We start from the raw sequence: 17,026 nt of genomic DNA, 5'->3' as shown, positions 1-17,026 counted from the left end.
TAAAAACTTTCTCAATAAGGCGCGCTGTACTTGATAAAGTACACGCAAATGCGACAAAAATTTTCAATAAGCTATGGACTTCATAACTGTTTTGTGAGAAAATACCACTGATGGTTTGAATTAGAGAATTCGGAACCGCTTTTAAGAATTCATATTTTGAAAGGAGTTTCACAATGATTTACACTAAGGAAGTTGAAAACATGTGCCCTGTAGCAAAGGGTGCAAAGCATGAGCCAGCTCCTATCCCAGAAGAAGGAAAGTGGGTTTACTCAAAGGAAATCAAAGACATCTCTGGTTTTACACATGGTGTAGGCTGGTGTGCACCACAGCAGGGTGCCTGCAAGCTTTCACTTAACGTAAAAGAGGGTGTTATCGAGGAGGCTCTTGTCGAGACTATTGGATGTTCAGGTATGACACATTCAGCAGCTATGGCAGCTGAGATTCTTCAGGGTAAGACAATCCTTGAGGCTCTCAACACTGACCTTGTGTGCGATGCTATCAATACAGCAATGAGAGAGTTATTCCTTCAGATCGTATACGGACGTACACAGAGTGCATTCTCAGATGACGGACTTGCAGTTGGTGCCGGACTTGAGGATCTTGGAAAGGGTCTTCGTTCACAGGTTGGTACAATGTATGCAACAAAGGCTAAGGGTGTTCGTTACCTTGAGATGGCAGAGGGCTATGTAACAGGAATAGCACTTGATGCAGATGACGAAGTTATCGGATATCAGTTCGTTTCTCTTGGAAAGATGACTGACTTTATCAAGAAGGGTGATGACCCTAACACAGCTTGGGAGAAGGCTTCAGGTTCATACGGACGTGTTAAGCCAGAGCAGGGCGCTGTTAAGATCATCGATCCACGTAAAGAGTAGTCGGAAATAGAGGAAAGGAGAACGAGACAATGGCATTATTTGAATCATATGAAAGAAGAATAGACCAGATAAACGCTGTACTTAACAGCTATGGAATCAGCTCAATCGAAGAAGCTGAGAAGATCACAAAGGACGCTGGACTTGACGTTTACAATCAGGTAAAGGGTATTCAGCCAATTTGTTTTGAGAATGCTTGCTGGGCATATACAGTAGGTGCAGCAATCGCAATCAAGAAGGGATGCAGAAAGGCAGCAGACGCAGCAGCAGCTATCGGCGAGGGTCTTCAGGCATTCTGTATACCAGGCTCTGTTGCAGATCATCGTAAGGTTGGTCTTGGACATGGTAACCTTGGTAAGATGTTACTTGAGGAGGAGACAGAGTGCTTCTGTTTCTTAGCAGGTCATGAGTCATTTGCAGCAGCTGAGGGTGCTATCGGTATCGCTGAGAAGGCTAACAAGGTTCGTAAAAAACCTCTTAGAGTTATCCTTAACGGTCTTGGTAAGGATGCAGCTCAGATCATCTCAAGAATCAATGGATTTACATATGTTGAGACAAAGTATGACTACAAGAAGGCTGAGCTCAATGTAGTATACGAGAAGGCATATTCAGATGGTATCCGTGCAACAGTTAAGTGCTACGGCGCTGATGATGTTCAGGAAGGTGTCGCTATCATGCACAAGGAGAACGTTGGTGTATCTATCACAGGTAACTCAACAAACCCTACACGTTTCCAGCATCCAGTTGCAGGTACATACAAGAAGGAGTGTATCGAGCAGGGTAAGAAGTACTTCTCAGTAGCATCAGGCGGTGGTACAGGACGTACACTTCACCCAGATAACATGGCAGCAGGTCCTGCTTCATACGGTATGACAGATACTCTCGGACGTATGCACAGTGATGCACAGTTCGCTGGTTCATCATCAGTTCCTGCACACGTAGAGATGATGGGACTTATCGGTATGGGTAACAACCCTATGGTTGGTGCTACAGTTGCTGTAGCTGTTAGCGTAGAGGAAGCAGCTAACGCTGGTAAGTTCTAAATAAAAACCTAGTATTTAAACGATTTAGAGGGCTTTTAGAGAGATCTAAAGGCTCTCTATTTTTTTGATTTTTAAATTCTTTGAAGGTTGAAATCAATTTTGATGAATACAAATTTGGCATGCTTGTATATTATGATGATGACAGCCATACATATGAAATATTGCTTTGATATTCAGCATTAGTTGGAAAACGGGAGTTGCTAAGGGATTTTACAGCAACTCTTTTGTTTTATTTTGTCAAGACTAGTTTTATATTTATTCGGTATTATAATTGCCTTACATATCAAATGGAAGGGGTGATTAAAATGGATAGAACTATAGTAGTAGAATATTTTGATGGCGAGAAGAAAGTAAAAAAAGTTATAATTTTAAAATAATCTCGCGAAAAATTGCCTTATACGCGCATTTGTGAAAATCTATTGACTTATGGTTGATTTAGGGCTAAAGTGTGGCTACCAATCGGAAGAAAAAACAGTAGGCAGTAATATAGATTGACACATAAAATACTTGACAGCACATTTAAAAAGATACTTACGCACTCCAGAAAATATAGCATCGTTGAAAAGCCTTATAAAAACAGATATAAGGGGTAGCATAGATAAGAACATTGAACTTGGAAATATAACACTTGAGGATGGGCACAGCTTTATGGCAACTCGGAAAGAGGTTGAATTAATATCCCGATTTCAGAGAAAAGGCCTATATCAATGAATTCTGAGAATTATATATAAGACATTTGAAATAAACAAGGAGGGCATGAGATGGGCATTTATTTTAATCCAAGTAATGACAGTTTTACAAAGGACAAGAATAGTGAATTGTATCTTGATAAGACAGGTTTGCTTGAATATCTGAACAGAGTTATATGTACAAATGCTAATTGTATCAGTGTCAGTCATGCCAGACGATTTGGTAAGTCCCATGCGGCATTTGATCTTGCACTTCAGAATTTTATTTTTGACAAACGTCAAAAATATTGTATAATATACTTAACAAGACAGCCGAGCGATAGATACGTCCTATCCGTCCGGCAAAAACCATTTTAAGATGAAACACCTCATAGCTTAGTCGGCTGAGGTGTTTTTCTTATTTTCTATGATTCAGAATTGTCACAATAAGTATCGCAACGGTTAATATAACCATGAATTCCTCATATGTACTCATAAGGCACCACTCCCTTCCAAGACTCGAACGGATATGGTGTAACACCCCTCGGCTGCCCGGTTAAATACATTATTCTATTTTCATACAGAAGTAATTTTGATATATATACATTTTGGAGATTCCTATATAACGTAAAACACCTCGCATTAACGCGAGGTTGGATTTAAAAAGAGATTTAAGAACACAATAATATTTTATAACCACATACCACCTTCCGGAATACATTAAACTATATCATGGACAAGGAGGTGAATACGCATGGACAGATTCGCAGTATATCTTGTAGTTGTTGCGGTTCTTTGCACTTTGATATCGATAATAACGGAATTTACGAAAGAGGTAGGAGTGCTGAAGAAGATCCCTACCTCTTTTCAGGTTCTGATCACCAGTGTCATTGTGTGTGAGGTGGGACTTTTTGTTGGACTATCATTTTATCACATAGCATTTGTGTGGTATTATCCTGTGGCTGCGTTTTTCGGGGCATTTGTCATTGCGATTATATGTACCCGGGGATGGGACTACCTGATATCGATATTCAAGCGGTTTTACAAGGGCGGAGATAAGGAAAAGTGGCATGAATAAAGGCGTCATGACAGTGGTACATGTAATACGAGACAGATAAGTATAAGTTCGGAATAATGATCCTAAGATTGTCTCCTGATTCAATGTCTGGAATATTATATACAGACAAAGAAATTCAGGAGACAATTTTATGGCTTCTAATAAGGTCCCATTAAAGGGCTACATGGATGGTATAGATATATCAGCGTGGCAGGATACTATAGATATAACCAAGGTGCCTTGTGACTTTGTGATAGTGAAAGCGACGGAGGGCACGGACTACAAGAACAGATTTTTTGCAAAGCACTGTGATCAGGTGATTAAAGTGGGAAAACTTCTGGGGGCATTCCACTATGCAAATGGTGGCGATCCCCACAGGGAGGCTGAGTATTTCCTTGCATACAGTAAGAAATATGTGGGCAAAGCCATACTCGTGCTTGACTGGGAGGGGCAGAACAACCCACAGTTTGGCAGAAGTGACAGGGCATGGTGCAAGGAGTGGTGTGATTATGTGTACAGAAAAACTAGGGTAAAACCGCTGATATATATTCAGAAGAGTGCCATGGAAAATGTCAAAAATCTTGGCTACAGGCTGTGGGTCGCTCAGTATCCTGATTATGAGCAGACTGGATATCAGGAGCATCCGTGGAATGAGGGGCAGTATGATTGTTCTATCAGGCAATACACTTCTGTAGGCCGGCTTCCGGGGTATGAAGGAAATCTTGACCTGAACAAGTCTTATATAGACAAAGCGACATGGAGAAAATGTGCTGCGATAAAGACTGGCAGTGATAAGGGAAAAACGAAAGGGAAAGGCTCTGACAGCAATAGCGGGAAAAGTAATTATAAGAATAGAAAAAAGAAAAGCATAGATGTGATCGCGAAGGAAGTCATAGCGGGCAGATGGGGGAACGGCGAGGATCGAAAAAAGAGATTAAAAACGGCGGGATATGATTACGATAAAGTTCAGGAGAAGGTGAACGCTATAGTGAAATTCTCACAGAAGAAATCTATTGACGAGATAGCCAGAGAGGTCATAGCCGGCGACTGGGGAAATGGCGATGACAGAAAGAACAGGCTGAAGAAGGCAGGGTATGATCATGTCAAGGTGCAGAATAAGGTAAATGAGATGCTTGGCAGATAGCTGCAGGTAAATGACATAAGAAAAATGGCAGGAAAACGAAGTATAAAATTAGTTCCGGCAAAAATGAAATTTATATGAAGAATCATCCACACCTGTTGACGAAGCGCAATATATACTATAGGATAGTGGAAAACAAAAGCCCCCGTCAGGGATACATGAAAGGAAAAGGTGATATATATGCCATATTATGGATTTTATTTTGACCCAACATATCTGTTGGTTCTCATAGGCGTGGTGCTCTGCATGATAGCGTCGGCAAGAGTCAAGACCACATACAAGAAGTATGAGAAGGTGGGATCGCGGTCAGGCTACACAGCGGACCAGGTCGCATACATGATACTCAGGAATGCGGGGATAACGGATGTGTCAATACATCACATCTCAGGAGATCTGACTGATAATTACAATCCTAAGGAGCATACGCTCAATCTGTCGGACAGCGTGTATGGTTCCAGATCCATCGCAGCGATAGGCGTGGCAGCCCATGAGTGCGGACATGCCATACAGCATGCAAATGCATATGCACCGCTCACCATAAGGTCAGCCATCATTCCAGCGGCAAATATAGGCTCAGCCATATCATGGCCGCTCATACTTATAGGACTTCTCATTCCGAGGGTTGATTACCTTATAACACTCGGAATCATATTGTTCTCACTGGTTGTTGTCCTACAGTTTGTGACACTTCCGGTGGAGTTCAATGCATCGAGAAGAGCCATGGCGATACTGGAGGGCAGCGGGTATCTCTATCCGGATGAACTCAAGGGTGCAAGAAGTGTACTCACAGCGGCAGCTATGACATATGTGGCAGCCATGGTATCAGCATCACTTCAGTTGCTCAGACTTGTATTATTGTTTGGCAACAGGAGAAGATAGCGGAATTATAACAGAAAATATAAAAATGCATAAAAAAGTCTTGTGAATTTGTTGATAGTATTTGCAACTTTGCTATGGTAAAATGGTTAAAGTGGCAAAAATCTACATATTTGCAAGACTTTTTCTGCTATAGTGCACAATTATAGCGGGAATGGTCTGCGAAACAATTAATTAAGGGAGGGTAATTGATGAGAAAGAGAAGGCTACGAGGAGGTATAACGGCCTTGTCGGTGCTTGCTGCTATTGGCATGGCATCGGGAATAACGGCATTTGCGGCGGACGGAACACAGTCTGAAGCTGCGAATACGGGAAAGGGGCTGGAGTATGTATATGAGTCGTCAGGCTCTACACCATCAGGTGTCACGCTCAACGGCAATTCGGTAATCATAAAGCAGTCGCCGAATTCCACTGACAGCGAGCAGTTATTAAATATTTACAATGACAAAGACAGGGATGGAATCCTTGATGAGGGCGAGGAAGCTTTCGCATTGGATGGAAGCACGGACATACAATATGGCAATATATATGGAATCTATCATGGTAATGGCAGTTCGCCGATCTCCATAACCATAGACGGTGCTGAACTGCCTGTTGTATATGGAGCATTTGAGAGCACTGTTGAGACTCCGGAGAACATGACTGCGGTAACTATCAGTGTGAAGGGCGACGCGGCAGTTGAAAGTCTGTATGGACTTTTCAGGACATATTGTACTGGTGGTGTACTGATAGACACGGAGAAGTCAGTTAAGATAAAGACGCTCTATGGTCTCAGCACATCGACCATAGATGGAGACATCACGGAGAATATCAATTATAGCTGTGACGGCAACACATTTGTCACACTGGCTACAGATGGATATTACACAGGAAAGGCATACACTATAAATGGCGATGCAGTGTTCAATATGAAAGGAGCCAGCGCCAATTCAGTGTATCTCGTGCAGAATGGAGCTGTGCTCAGTAAGACACTGACGGCCAAGGTGACTGACTCCAAGGTAGACAGCCTGAACGGAGTTTCCCAGGGGGCAAAGGTTGATGGTGACGTGAGCCTTACATTTGACGGAATATCAGCCGTAAAGGATGGAAGAAGTGCCAGTGTATATGGTGCGTCAAGTGCGACTATCCTTGGAAATCTGGACCTTAAGCTGAAAAGCCAGTCTGGATCAGAGATGTCTGTGTATGGCACCAATAATACAAATATAAAGGGAAATGTAAATGTCAGCATTGATGGCTCAGGAGCAAAGTTCAACACCATATATGGAATGTATGGCGGTATGCTGGGCGGAAGGGCTGATATAGATATAAAGAACTGCGCTGCCGGTTACACAACATGTGGCATGAATTCGGTTTCGTTCAGTCAGACTCAGCCGGAGGAAGAAGGAACATATACGTATACTGTGAACATGGAGAATATCACTGGCGCCAGCGGCAGGGTATATGGAATTTCAAATTGTTCCGGTATCACTTCTGCCAGCGTTGTAATGAAGGCTGTGGCAACAACAGATACATTAAATGGCATGTATCTGAGCACAGGTGTAAAAGGTGATATAAAGGCAGAACTTTACAACTGTAATGCAGCCTATGTAAAAGCTCTGGAGCTGTCAAATGTGACGGTAAATGGTTCTGTAGATGCCATAGTTTCGGGCTGCAGCATTACGAGATCTCTGAATGTAGAGCAGGGCGGAAGCATCAGTAAGGATCTTAACATAAGCGTCAGCAACGTTATCAGCAGTTCAGCACAGCTTGTATACGGCGGTAGCTGTCTGGGAAATATGACGGTCAATGTGGATGGCATGAATGATGAATCCATAGTAGACGAAAATGGCGATCCGCTTGTGAACTCGTATGAATACGCGGGCAGCGACATGTTTACCATGATGGGCAACTTTGCACTGGCAGGGGAACTCAAGGCGGATATAGCAAAGATACATTTTGCAAAATGTGGACTCGCCGGAGGTGATTACAGTTGCGGAAATATCGGAACAAAGGTTGACATAACGTTGTCAGACAGCAGTATAAATGGACTGGCGGGAAATAATATTTTCTATCTGGCAAATGAGAGCTATTCCGGTTCAACCGAGAATACAGTTCCTGTTGATATAAAGATCAACAACACAGATTTTACAAATGCAGACGGAATAAGTTTCCAGATGTATATAGGTAATAACAAGGATGCAAAAGTTACATTTGATGACAAGTGCAGTATGCCGGAGAAGTATTATATGGCTCCAAGCATGAATACCACCGGCTCATCTGTTATAACCTATGGACAGAATATATATTATGGCGGACAGAATCTTGTGATAGACAAGGATGTAACTGCTGACAATATTTACTTTGGTAACTTCACAGAGAACGGAAGCCAGGGCAATGCCGTGATCGTTATCAACAAGGGGGTAACGGTAACTGCAAATGAGGGTATATATGCAGCAGGCGGTTCAAACATACTCCACAGTGGAATCCTCAAGGGAACATTTAAGGCGACTGATGGGTATCTGCCAAATATATTCTCAAAGGGGGGCGTAATAGAGGACTCGGCTGTAGGGGATGTTGCAAATGTAAATTATTCATTGGATGTTGTGTCCAACGAGAAGGCCGCAACGTACACCATGACAGGCAAGACGTCACAGTATATTGATCCTGATGGTACATATGTCAAGGGCGGCGCAGATGTCAAGATAACACCGACCGTGAACAAGGGATATATTCTTGACAAGGTGACCTTCAGAGGTCAGAGCGACACAGCGGAAAATTCAGCGGTTGAAGCAAATGGCGTGTACACGTTCAGCATGCCGAACGAGCCTTGTACAGTGACGATCGCAACGACAGGAAAGCAGATCGTGGTATCCAAGACAACTGTTGATCCATCGGCACTGCTTGGAAAAGAATACACAGCAACTTCACCTCTCTATGACATGGCAGATCTTGTCATATCAAACGACGCAAGAGAGGGCGAGGTCACATACGAGATCGACGAGACAAATGGTCTTCCTGAGGGACTTACATTGATCGATGGCAAGATCGTCGGAACGGCAAGTAAGCTTTATGAAGACGGAAAAAATGTCATAGTCCATGTGACAGGAAGAAACGGTTCAAAGGCACAGCTCTCATTGAACGTGATCGTCTCAAATGAGGAGAAGAAACAGGACAACCAGGATGGCCGAATCGCAGTTGATGAGGATGAGAAGACTATATGTCTCAACGGAACATCAGTGGTCATCCAGGCAAAGGACGACACAGATACAGAGATATACGTGGACGACAATCAGGATGGACAGGCAGATGGCAAGACACCTCTGTACACCGGAGATCTGTCGGAGTACACGATAACAGGTGTCGAGGACAACGCCATAAGACGAAGCATCAGGATCACCATGACGGGGGGGAATGTAAAAGCAATATACGGTGCAAAGGATTCAGAGCTTTCATATAAAGGCGGCGATGCGGTGAGTATAAATATCCGTGGTGGTAAGGCAGCAACTATGTATGTTCTGTCGAATTCAACCGTGGATGGAACCATAGCATATGAGATCGCAGAGAACACTGTAGATAAGGGCGGATTTGCAGCGGATACAACATCAAAATATACCGGTGCATTCATGAGAAACAGCAAGGATATCGTAACTATCAGGGGAACCTACGTTGTGAATAAGAAGCTCACGGCAATGGCTCTGATAATCTATGACAGTGCGGCAGTTGATGTAAATGCTCCTGTTGAGGTAACGGATTATGTGTCACTGAACGAGAGATCATCCGCAGTATTTAACGATACGCTGACCGCTGACAGGCTTGGTTATTCAAAGTATGCCAAGGCAGTTGTGAATGGAGATACGAAGCTTGCGGCTCTCAATATGACACAGTATGACACGACACTCACAATAGGCGAGGATGCGCTGTTTGATGTGGGCAAGGTCAACATGACATCAGGCTGGGCAAGAGTATATCAGAAGGGTACGCTCAAGTGTCCTTCAGACCAGTTCAGCAACACAGGTGTGTGGGTGGCAGCAGGAAAATTTGCAGATGATATAGATGCCAGCGGCTGGACAGGAGTGTATTACAGCTATGCAGGCGGCTCAACAAACATGGACAACACATCAGCAAAATTGGCTGCACAGTCATATGTAGTTGAATATGAGAATGTCAAATATGTTGCCTGCAAACAGGCGATCACAGTTAGCTATACCGATGTGCCGGGTTACACAGCCTATGTGTCGGCAAATGGCGGCGAGCCGGTACAGGGAAGCAACGGAAGTGCAAAGGTGACAGGCCCGGATTCATCTATGTCTATTGTAGTGGATTATGTGGCAGACCAGATAGACATCAGTAAGGAATACGCAGATCCGATTCTGGCGGCGGAGACCAAGTACACAGCGGATTCACCAGCGTACGATCTCACGATCCTCAAGGTTACAGGAGATACCACAAAGAATTATGGAACTGACATGCAGTACAGATTGAAGAGCGGTTCGACACTTCCATCAGGACTTGTGCTTGAGTCGGGTAAGATAACAGGAACAGCCAAGAATGCAGGTGAAAGCACAGTAGTATTTGTCATAACAGGACGAAATGGAACACCGGTTGATTTCCCAGTGGTATTCAAGGTACTGCCGGCAGGCACGGAGATACCTGATATCAACAAGCTTGGTGTATCTGTGAACACAGAGGATAAGACCATTGATCTCGGTGGAAATTCAGCAGTGATAATAGTTGATCCGTCGGATAGCAGCAAGAGCTCAGTATATCTGGATGCTGATCATAATGGAGTGGCAGACGACAACAGACCACTCAGAATAGACCAAGAGGTTACATATGATCTGTCAGGCTACAGCATATCAGGCTATACGGACACAGCAAATAAATACACTGGTGACATATCGGTGACACTCAGAAGCGGAAATGTCGGCAATATATGTGCTGCGGGTTCAACTGACAGCAAGGCAGACCGAGTGACGATAGATGGAAATGTAACCATGACGATCATGAGCGGTTATGTGTCAGGCACTGTAGCTGCGGCAGGAAACGCTGATGTCAAGACAGTGACCTTCGCGGCAGAGGACGGAAGAGCAGGAAGCGTGGTATACGGTGCGTACAATACAAATGCGGAGAAGGTAGACTTCACATTTGCAAAGTCTGCACAGATGTACACACCGAAATCAACCAAGTCTGAGAATATGTATGTTACATCGGGTGGATCAGTATCCGGTGATGTGGATATAAGAGTTGGTATAACTGATCATTACAATACATTTATATACGGTGCGGATTACATGAACAAGCGCTCCTACTTCAACGGAGTGTCGGGAACAGCCGTATCCGGAAATGTGAACTGTGTGGTTGATGGAAGATGGTGCGCTGAGAAGTGCAACAACTTTGTCCAGCAGTCAGATGTGAAGGGAGATCTGTATGCCGAGATAAAGTCAGGAGAACTCAGAAAAAATGACGTCAACAATGAGCATAGCAAGGCATTGGTATTTAACTATGGTCACAGCATTGGAAATATATACGTCAAGGCAGGAACAGAGGGCGCTGTCACAGGTGACTTTGTACTTGCGGCAGGCGGTAAGGTTGGCAAGGTAGAGTATGTAGACGAGAATGCAAAGTCCACAGCTACTGTAAAGGGCACCGCTGACAATTACCAGGTTGAGAGTCTGGGTTCACTGTATATGTCTCTCGCCGGCAAATTAACTATAGGCGGAGACTACACACTTGACAGAGAGGTGGAGGTAAAACAGCTTGAGATCCTCAAGGATTCAAAGCTGACCATCGCCGAGGGCGCAGCTCTTACAAATACGTCGACAGCGACAGTTACCGGCGATGTTGAGAACCTTGGCACATGGAATGTGGACGGCGCTCTGACTATGACAGGATCACTGGTCAACAGAGGTGCATGGAATCTGAAAGGAAATGTTCAGGCTTCAGCAACAGTAGATAACTACGGGGATATCACAGCAGCAAATAGTGAGAGGATCACCTTGAATACAAATGCAAAGCTCATCAACAGAGCTGATGCACAGTTTACATTTGGCAACCTCACAAACAGTGCAATGATCGTAAACTATGGTAATATGAAGCAGCTTGCATATACGTCAAGTCTTGGAAGCGGAAGCATACTCACCACAGTGATCCCGGATATGGTGTACGCACTGAAAAATTACAGCGCCATTTTCTACAAGCTGGATGTGGATTATCCTGCATATTGCTTTAAGGATGGCGATGCAAAGATAGAGAAGAGTTCATCGGCAACAAGATGTCAGAAGAAGTCAGGTGTTGACGGTGACGATGCACTCTATATACAGGGTGGCAAGTCGTTCTACATCACAATAGACGGTGAGCCGATAGATGGAATGGCGGTGGATTCAGTTGTATTTGGACCGGATGACACAGCCATGACTACAAGTAACAACCGTCTCTGGAGCGGCGTCATGACATATGAGCCGGCAACAGTTACGGTAAATATGGCAAAGCAGGAGGCCGTAAATATAACTCTCGCAAAGACAGAGGATACAGTTAAGGCGCAGGTTGGAAAGACAACCACAAAGGATGAGCCATTATATGATCTGACAGCCATAGAGATCCAGAATGATGAAGCTGTGGACAACGGATATGTGTCATACTCCCTTGCAAAGGGACAGACACTTCCGGCAGGACTTGTGATATACGATGGAAAGGTATATGGAACGCCGAAGACTGCAAGTGCTGAGGCACAGACAGTCAAGTTCACGGTGAGAGGACAGAATCAGACAGTGGCTGAGTTCACACTGATCATATCCAGCGTGGAGAAGGGAATACCTTCATTTACTGCCGGAAAGGCGGGCGACGCATATGCCGGCAAGACCCTTGCGGATGTGGAGCTTCCAACATCGGCAGCAGGAAAGTACATGTGGGCAGATGGAACACAGCAGGTAGGCAAGGCCGGAACAAGCGAGACCTACGATGCATACTTTGTTCCAGACGACACAGCAAACTATGACTGGAGCAAGATCGATGCAGCAGAGGGAACATATGAGGAACTGGAAGACGGAAGTGTGAGAATTGCAGTGAAGCTTTCAGTGTATGTGAGAAAGCAGGATCCTGTATTTACAGTTCCTGAGAATGTCACAGCTACATACGGAGACACTGTTGGCAAGATACTCCTGTCTGAGACAACAGGTGGAATGTTCATCTGGGAGAATGCAGATGAATCTGTGGGAGAGGTTGGAACAAAGACTTTCCTTGCAACATTTGTACCTGAAGATGAGGATGTATACGAGAGAGCAGAGCATGTGGAGATAACTGTTCAGATTCTTCCTGCAAATGCAGTATTTACTCAGGCGATAGATTCACTGAGTGCTAAGGAGAATATGACTCTTGCAGACATAGAGCTTCCAGAGCGCGAGGATGGAGTATACACATGGTATACAGACAGAACGACAAAGGTTGAGGATGGCAATACATACAAGCTTTGTTTCAAGCCTGCGGACACAGCAAATTATGACTGGACATCAGTTACAGGATGGAACAGGGCTTACAATGGAGTTGTATTCAATGTAAAGATCACCATCGAGAAAGAGCCGGAGCAGCATGTACACGATTACGGCAATAAGTACAAGAGCGACAGCAGATCTCACTGGTATCAGTGCTCATGTGGAGAGAAGTCAGGCCTGGCAAATCACACATGGGACAAGGGCGCGATAACGACCAAGCCTACAGACACAGCGGCAGGTAAGAAGACATTTACCTGTACCAAGTGTGGATACAAGCGTTATGAGTCAGTAGCTGCCCTTGGAATAGACATAGGAAATTCCAAGAACAATGTGGTCGTAAGCGGTATAGAAAAGAATGGATATACATACACAGGATCATCTATCACTGTTAAATCGCTTGCGCTGAGGAGAGGCAAAACAACACTGAAGAATGGTGTGGATTACATCGTACAGTACAAGAACAACAAGAATATCGGTACAGCGACAGTAAAGATCACTGGTAAGGGTAATTACAGAGGCTCCGTCAGCAAGACATTTGCTATCAAGGCTGGCAAGGGCAAGATATACAAAGTTTCGCAGAAGGGCGTGCCTGGCTATCTGAAATACAAGGTGACAAATGCTGCTTCAAATGGCAAGGGAACAGTGACACTTGTTGGAAGTACAAGCAAGAAGAACGACAAGAAGTTCAAGTCACTCACGGTTGCATCCAGTGTCAAGATTGGTGGAGTGAACTTCAATGTTACGGCTGTAGGAGCGAAAGCATTTACAGGACGCAAATATCTCACCACGGTTGTGATCGGAGGAAACGTTAAGACCATAGGCGGTGCAGCATTCAGCAAGTGTGGAAAGCTTGGAAAAGTTACCATAAAGTCTACAAGGATAACGACTATCGGTAAGAATGCTTTCCAGGGTGTCAAGAGCAATGTGAAGATATATCTTCCTAAGAAGAAATATGACGCATATGCAAAGAAGCTCAAGGCGAAGGGAATGAACACTCCTAAGAAAGCGGTATACAAAAAGTCAAAATAAATGAAATGCGTTGATGCATTGGCGGGACAGTCACAGATGATGTGGCTGTCCTGTTTTTTATGTGAAGATCGTTCTGGTGTAAAAACATGAGTGTAGTGACAGGAAAGATATAATCTGCTATACTGAACATATGTTTGCGAATATATGGAGGACTGTATGGATAATTTTATAGATGAACTGAATGAACAGCAAAAGGAGGCAGTGACCACCACAGAAGGGTATGTGCGCATAATTGCGGGAGCGGGAACCGGCAAGACAAAGGCGCTCACATACAGATATGCGTATCTGGTGGACGAGCTTGGAATATCCACATCGAATATACTGTGTGTAACATTTACAAATAAAGCGGCGAGGGAGATGAGCAAACGTATCAGACAGATGATCGGGGACAGTGATATGGGATACATCTGCACATTTCACGGCTTCTGTGTGAAGCTTCTGAGGGAGGATATCCATGCCATCAATTATCCCCAGAACTTTGTGGTGATGGACAACGAGGACACGGAGGATATACTCAAAACGGTGTACGAGAATGCCCATATACAGTCGAGAACATATACATTTGACATGGCGAGGGATCACATATCGGCTATGAAGAACGAGATGCAGCATATCACATATTTGGCGGACATAAGCAACGACAGACTGCTGGCGGATTATGAGAAGGCTTCAGACATACCTGAAAAAGTATTTCTGGGATACCTGTACGAACAGAAGAAGGTGTATGGACTTGACTATGATGATCTCATAACCATTGCGCTCCACATCCTCAGAACCGATGCGGAGAAATGCCGCAAATGGCAGGAACGCATGATGTATGTCATGGTGGACGAGTTTCAGGATGTCAGCGGCAACCAGTATGCGCTGGCGGAGATACTCAGCGGTTATCACAGGAATCTTTTCATCGTGGGCGATCCGGATCAGACTATATATACGTGGCGCGGGGCAAGGATAGAGTACATACTGGAATTCGACAAGAACCATGAGAATACACAGACCATATTCCTCGACACGAATTATCGTTCAACTCCTGACATACTGGCGGTGTCCAACTCACTGATCGAGAAAAACAGGAACAGACTGCCCCACAGGCTTGTGGCTGTGAAGCCGTCTGAGGCATGCCCTCTGTACGTACATTCCAGGACCACCGGGGATGAAGCCCAGTGGGTGACAAATGAGATAAAAAGACTGGTTGAGGCGGGCACAAAGTACAGTGACATAGCCGTTTTGTACAGGTCACATTTCGTGTCGAGAAGCATAGAGGAAGCATTTATCAAGACAAAGATCCCGTATATCCTCTACAGCGGAACGGAGTTCTACAAACGCAAGGAGATAAAGGATGTGCTGGCATATCTCAGGATGGTGGCATACGCGGATGATCTGTCATTTCGCAGGGTGATAAATGAACCAAAGCGGAACTTTGGCAAAAAGAGAATGTCGATGCTGAAGTCGTACTGTGAGACTCGCAGATGCTCACTGTACAGCGGTCTTCAGGATCTTCTGGAGGAGAAGACTGTTAAGTCGACAGGGGCTTCAGCCTTTGTCGATATCATAGAAAATTTCAGGAGGACATATAAGGAGAAAAGTCTGTCAGACCTTGTGACAGAGCTCATGGCCGCCACGGGCTACGAGGCGATGCTCAGACAGGCAGGCGAACAGGAAAGGCTGGACAACCTGGCAGAGCTGAAGCAGTCGATAGACGGATATGAGAAGACCTCCGGTGAGGAGAATACGCTGGAGGAATATCTGCAGAGCATAGCTCTCTACACGAACAATGACAGGGAGAAGGACAAGGATTCTGTGACGATGATGACCATACACACCGCAAAGGGCCTGGAGTTCCCATATGTGTTCGTGTGTGGTGTAAATGAAGGTATATTCCCAAGCAAGCACGTGGACACTGAGGCAATGCTCGAGGAGGAACGACGCATGGCATACGTGGCATGTACCAGAGCGGAGCGCGGTCTGTACATCAGCGATGCCGAGGGGCTGAACTATGATGACTCGTTCAGGTATCCATCGAGATTCATATTCAACATAGATCGGGACACCATCGCTTATGTGAATGAACTCCCGCAGAGGTTGGTGGATGATACAAAGAGCTATATAGCGGCAAATGAGGCTCACATATATCCTCCAGACACAGAACTTAAGCCTGGCGACAGGGTGAAACATAAGGTGTTCGGCGAGGGCACTATAACCGGTATCAGGGGAGATATAGGGTGCTATGTCATCAAGTTTGACAAGATGGCAACGGAGAGAAATCTGAAGATAGGGATAGCACTTGAAAGAGTGTGAGGATGGGAGGTATGCATAGAATTGCATATATTTACATACCTGATTTGGTGGAGCAAATACCGGCAATGGGCGATTGATGATCGTGCGTTGCTGGTATTTTTTGTGGAGGGGAGTGGGTGTTAAGAAGGCTATTTCGTGTGGAGAAAATCGGACATAGGATGATGTAAAATTATATAAAAAGAGGTTATAAAAGGATAAGAGGTTTTACATTTAGGAAAAATGATTGTATAATATAGAAGATGTATACGAAATCAAAAACCGCAGTAATAATGCTATTTGTAAAACTAAAATATGGGCTATAATAAAAGCTTGTATTTTATACAAGCTTTTATACATTGTGGGAGTCCCAAAATGTAACAATTAGTAAATTACATATAAAATGCATCAAATTTACATTCCACAATGTAGTTGGATTATATATTAAATAATCGCAGATATCAATAATAAATAGGAAAAGATAAATATGGTGTTTATAAAGATAGAAACAAAAGTAATCCATTGATACATTTTATAAGGAATATGTATTGACGAATGATGGAATTTGTGTTAAAAATAAAACATAGGAAAGGAGGTGGA

Annotated in this window: 8 protein-coding genes; all 8 read left to right on the top strand. The window is 44.2% G+C overall.

Going from position 1 to position 17,026, the window contains the following annotated elements; genetic code table 11:
* The first annotated feature begins 173 nt into the window (after positions 1 to 173).
* Positions 174 to 875, top strand: a complete 702-nt coding sequence (locus tag DXD11_RS04555) for an iron-sulfur cluster assembly scaffold protein (protein WP_004853825.1) — start codon at positions 174 to 176, stop codon at positions 873 to 875.
* A 29-nt stretch (positions 876 to 904) separates the two neighbouring features.
* Positions 905 to 1,915: a GGGtGRT protein gene (locus DXD11_RS04550; RefSeq protein ID WP_004853826.1), complete on the top strand. Its 1,011-nt coding sequence runs from the start codon at positions 905 to 907 to the stop codon at positions 1,913 to 1,915.
* Between the two features lie 761 nt (positions 1,916 to 2,676).
* Positions 2,677 to 2,961 (top strand): hypothetical protein, encoded by a 285-nt coding sequence (locus DXD11_RS04540; RefSeq protein WP_118649047.1) that lies wholly within the window; start codon positions 2,677 to 2,679, stop codon positions 2,959 to 2,961.
* Positions 2,962 to 3,337: 376 nt separating this feature from the next.
* Positions 3,338 to 3,661, top strand: coding sequence for a hypothetical protein (locus tag DXD11_RS04535; protein ID WP_118757840.1), 324 nt, complete (start codon positions 3,338 to 3,340; stop codon positions 3,659 to 3,661).
* Between the two features lie 130 nt (positions 3,662 to 3,791).
* Positions 3,792 to 4,784 (top strand): GH25 family lysozyme, encoded by a 993-nt coding sequence (locus tag DXD11_RS04530; RefSeq protein ID WP_118757839.1) that lies wholly within the window; start codon positions 3,792 to 3,794, stop codon positions 4,782 to 4,784.
* Positions 4,785 to 4,961: 177 nt separating this feature from the next.
* Positions 4,962 to 5,660 (top strand): zinc metallopeptidase, encoded by a 699-nt coding sequence (locus DXD11_RS04525; protein WP_015533113.1) that lies wholly within the window; start codon positions 4,962 to 4,964, stop codon positions 5,658 to 5,660.
* Between the two features lie 188 nt (positions 5,661 to 5,848).
* Positions 5,849 to 14,152 (top strand): leucine-rich repeat protein, encoded by an 8,304-nt coding sequence (locus DXD11_RS04520; protein ID WP_147360971.1) that lies wholly within the window; start codon positions 5,849 to 5,851, stop codon positions 14,150 to 14,152.
* 156 nt (positions 14,153 to 14,308) lie between these two features.
* Positions 14,309 to 16,450, top strand: a complete 2,142-nt coding sequence (locus DXD11_RS04515) for an ATP-dependent helicase (protein ID WP_199688721.1) — start codon at positions 14,309 to 14,311, stop codon at positions 16,448 to 16,450.
* Positions 16,451 to 17,026 lie beyond the last annotated feature (576 nt).

The sequence above is a fragment of the Coprococcus sp. TF11-13 genome (genome assembly GCF_003481085.1).
Taxonomy (GTDB): Bacteria; Bacillota; Clostridia; order Lachnospirales; family Lachnospiraceae; genus Coprococcus; species Coprococcus aceti.
Note: the sequence above shows the minus strand (reverse complement) of the source record. Positions and strands in the feature narration are given on the sequence as shown.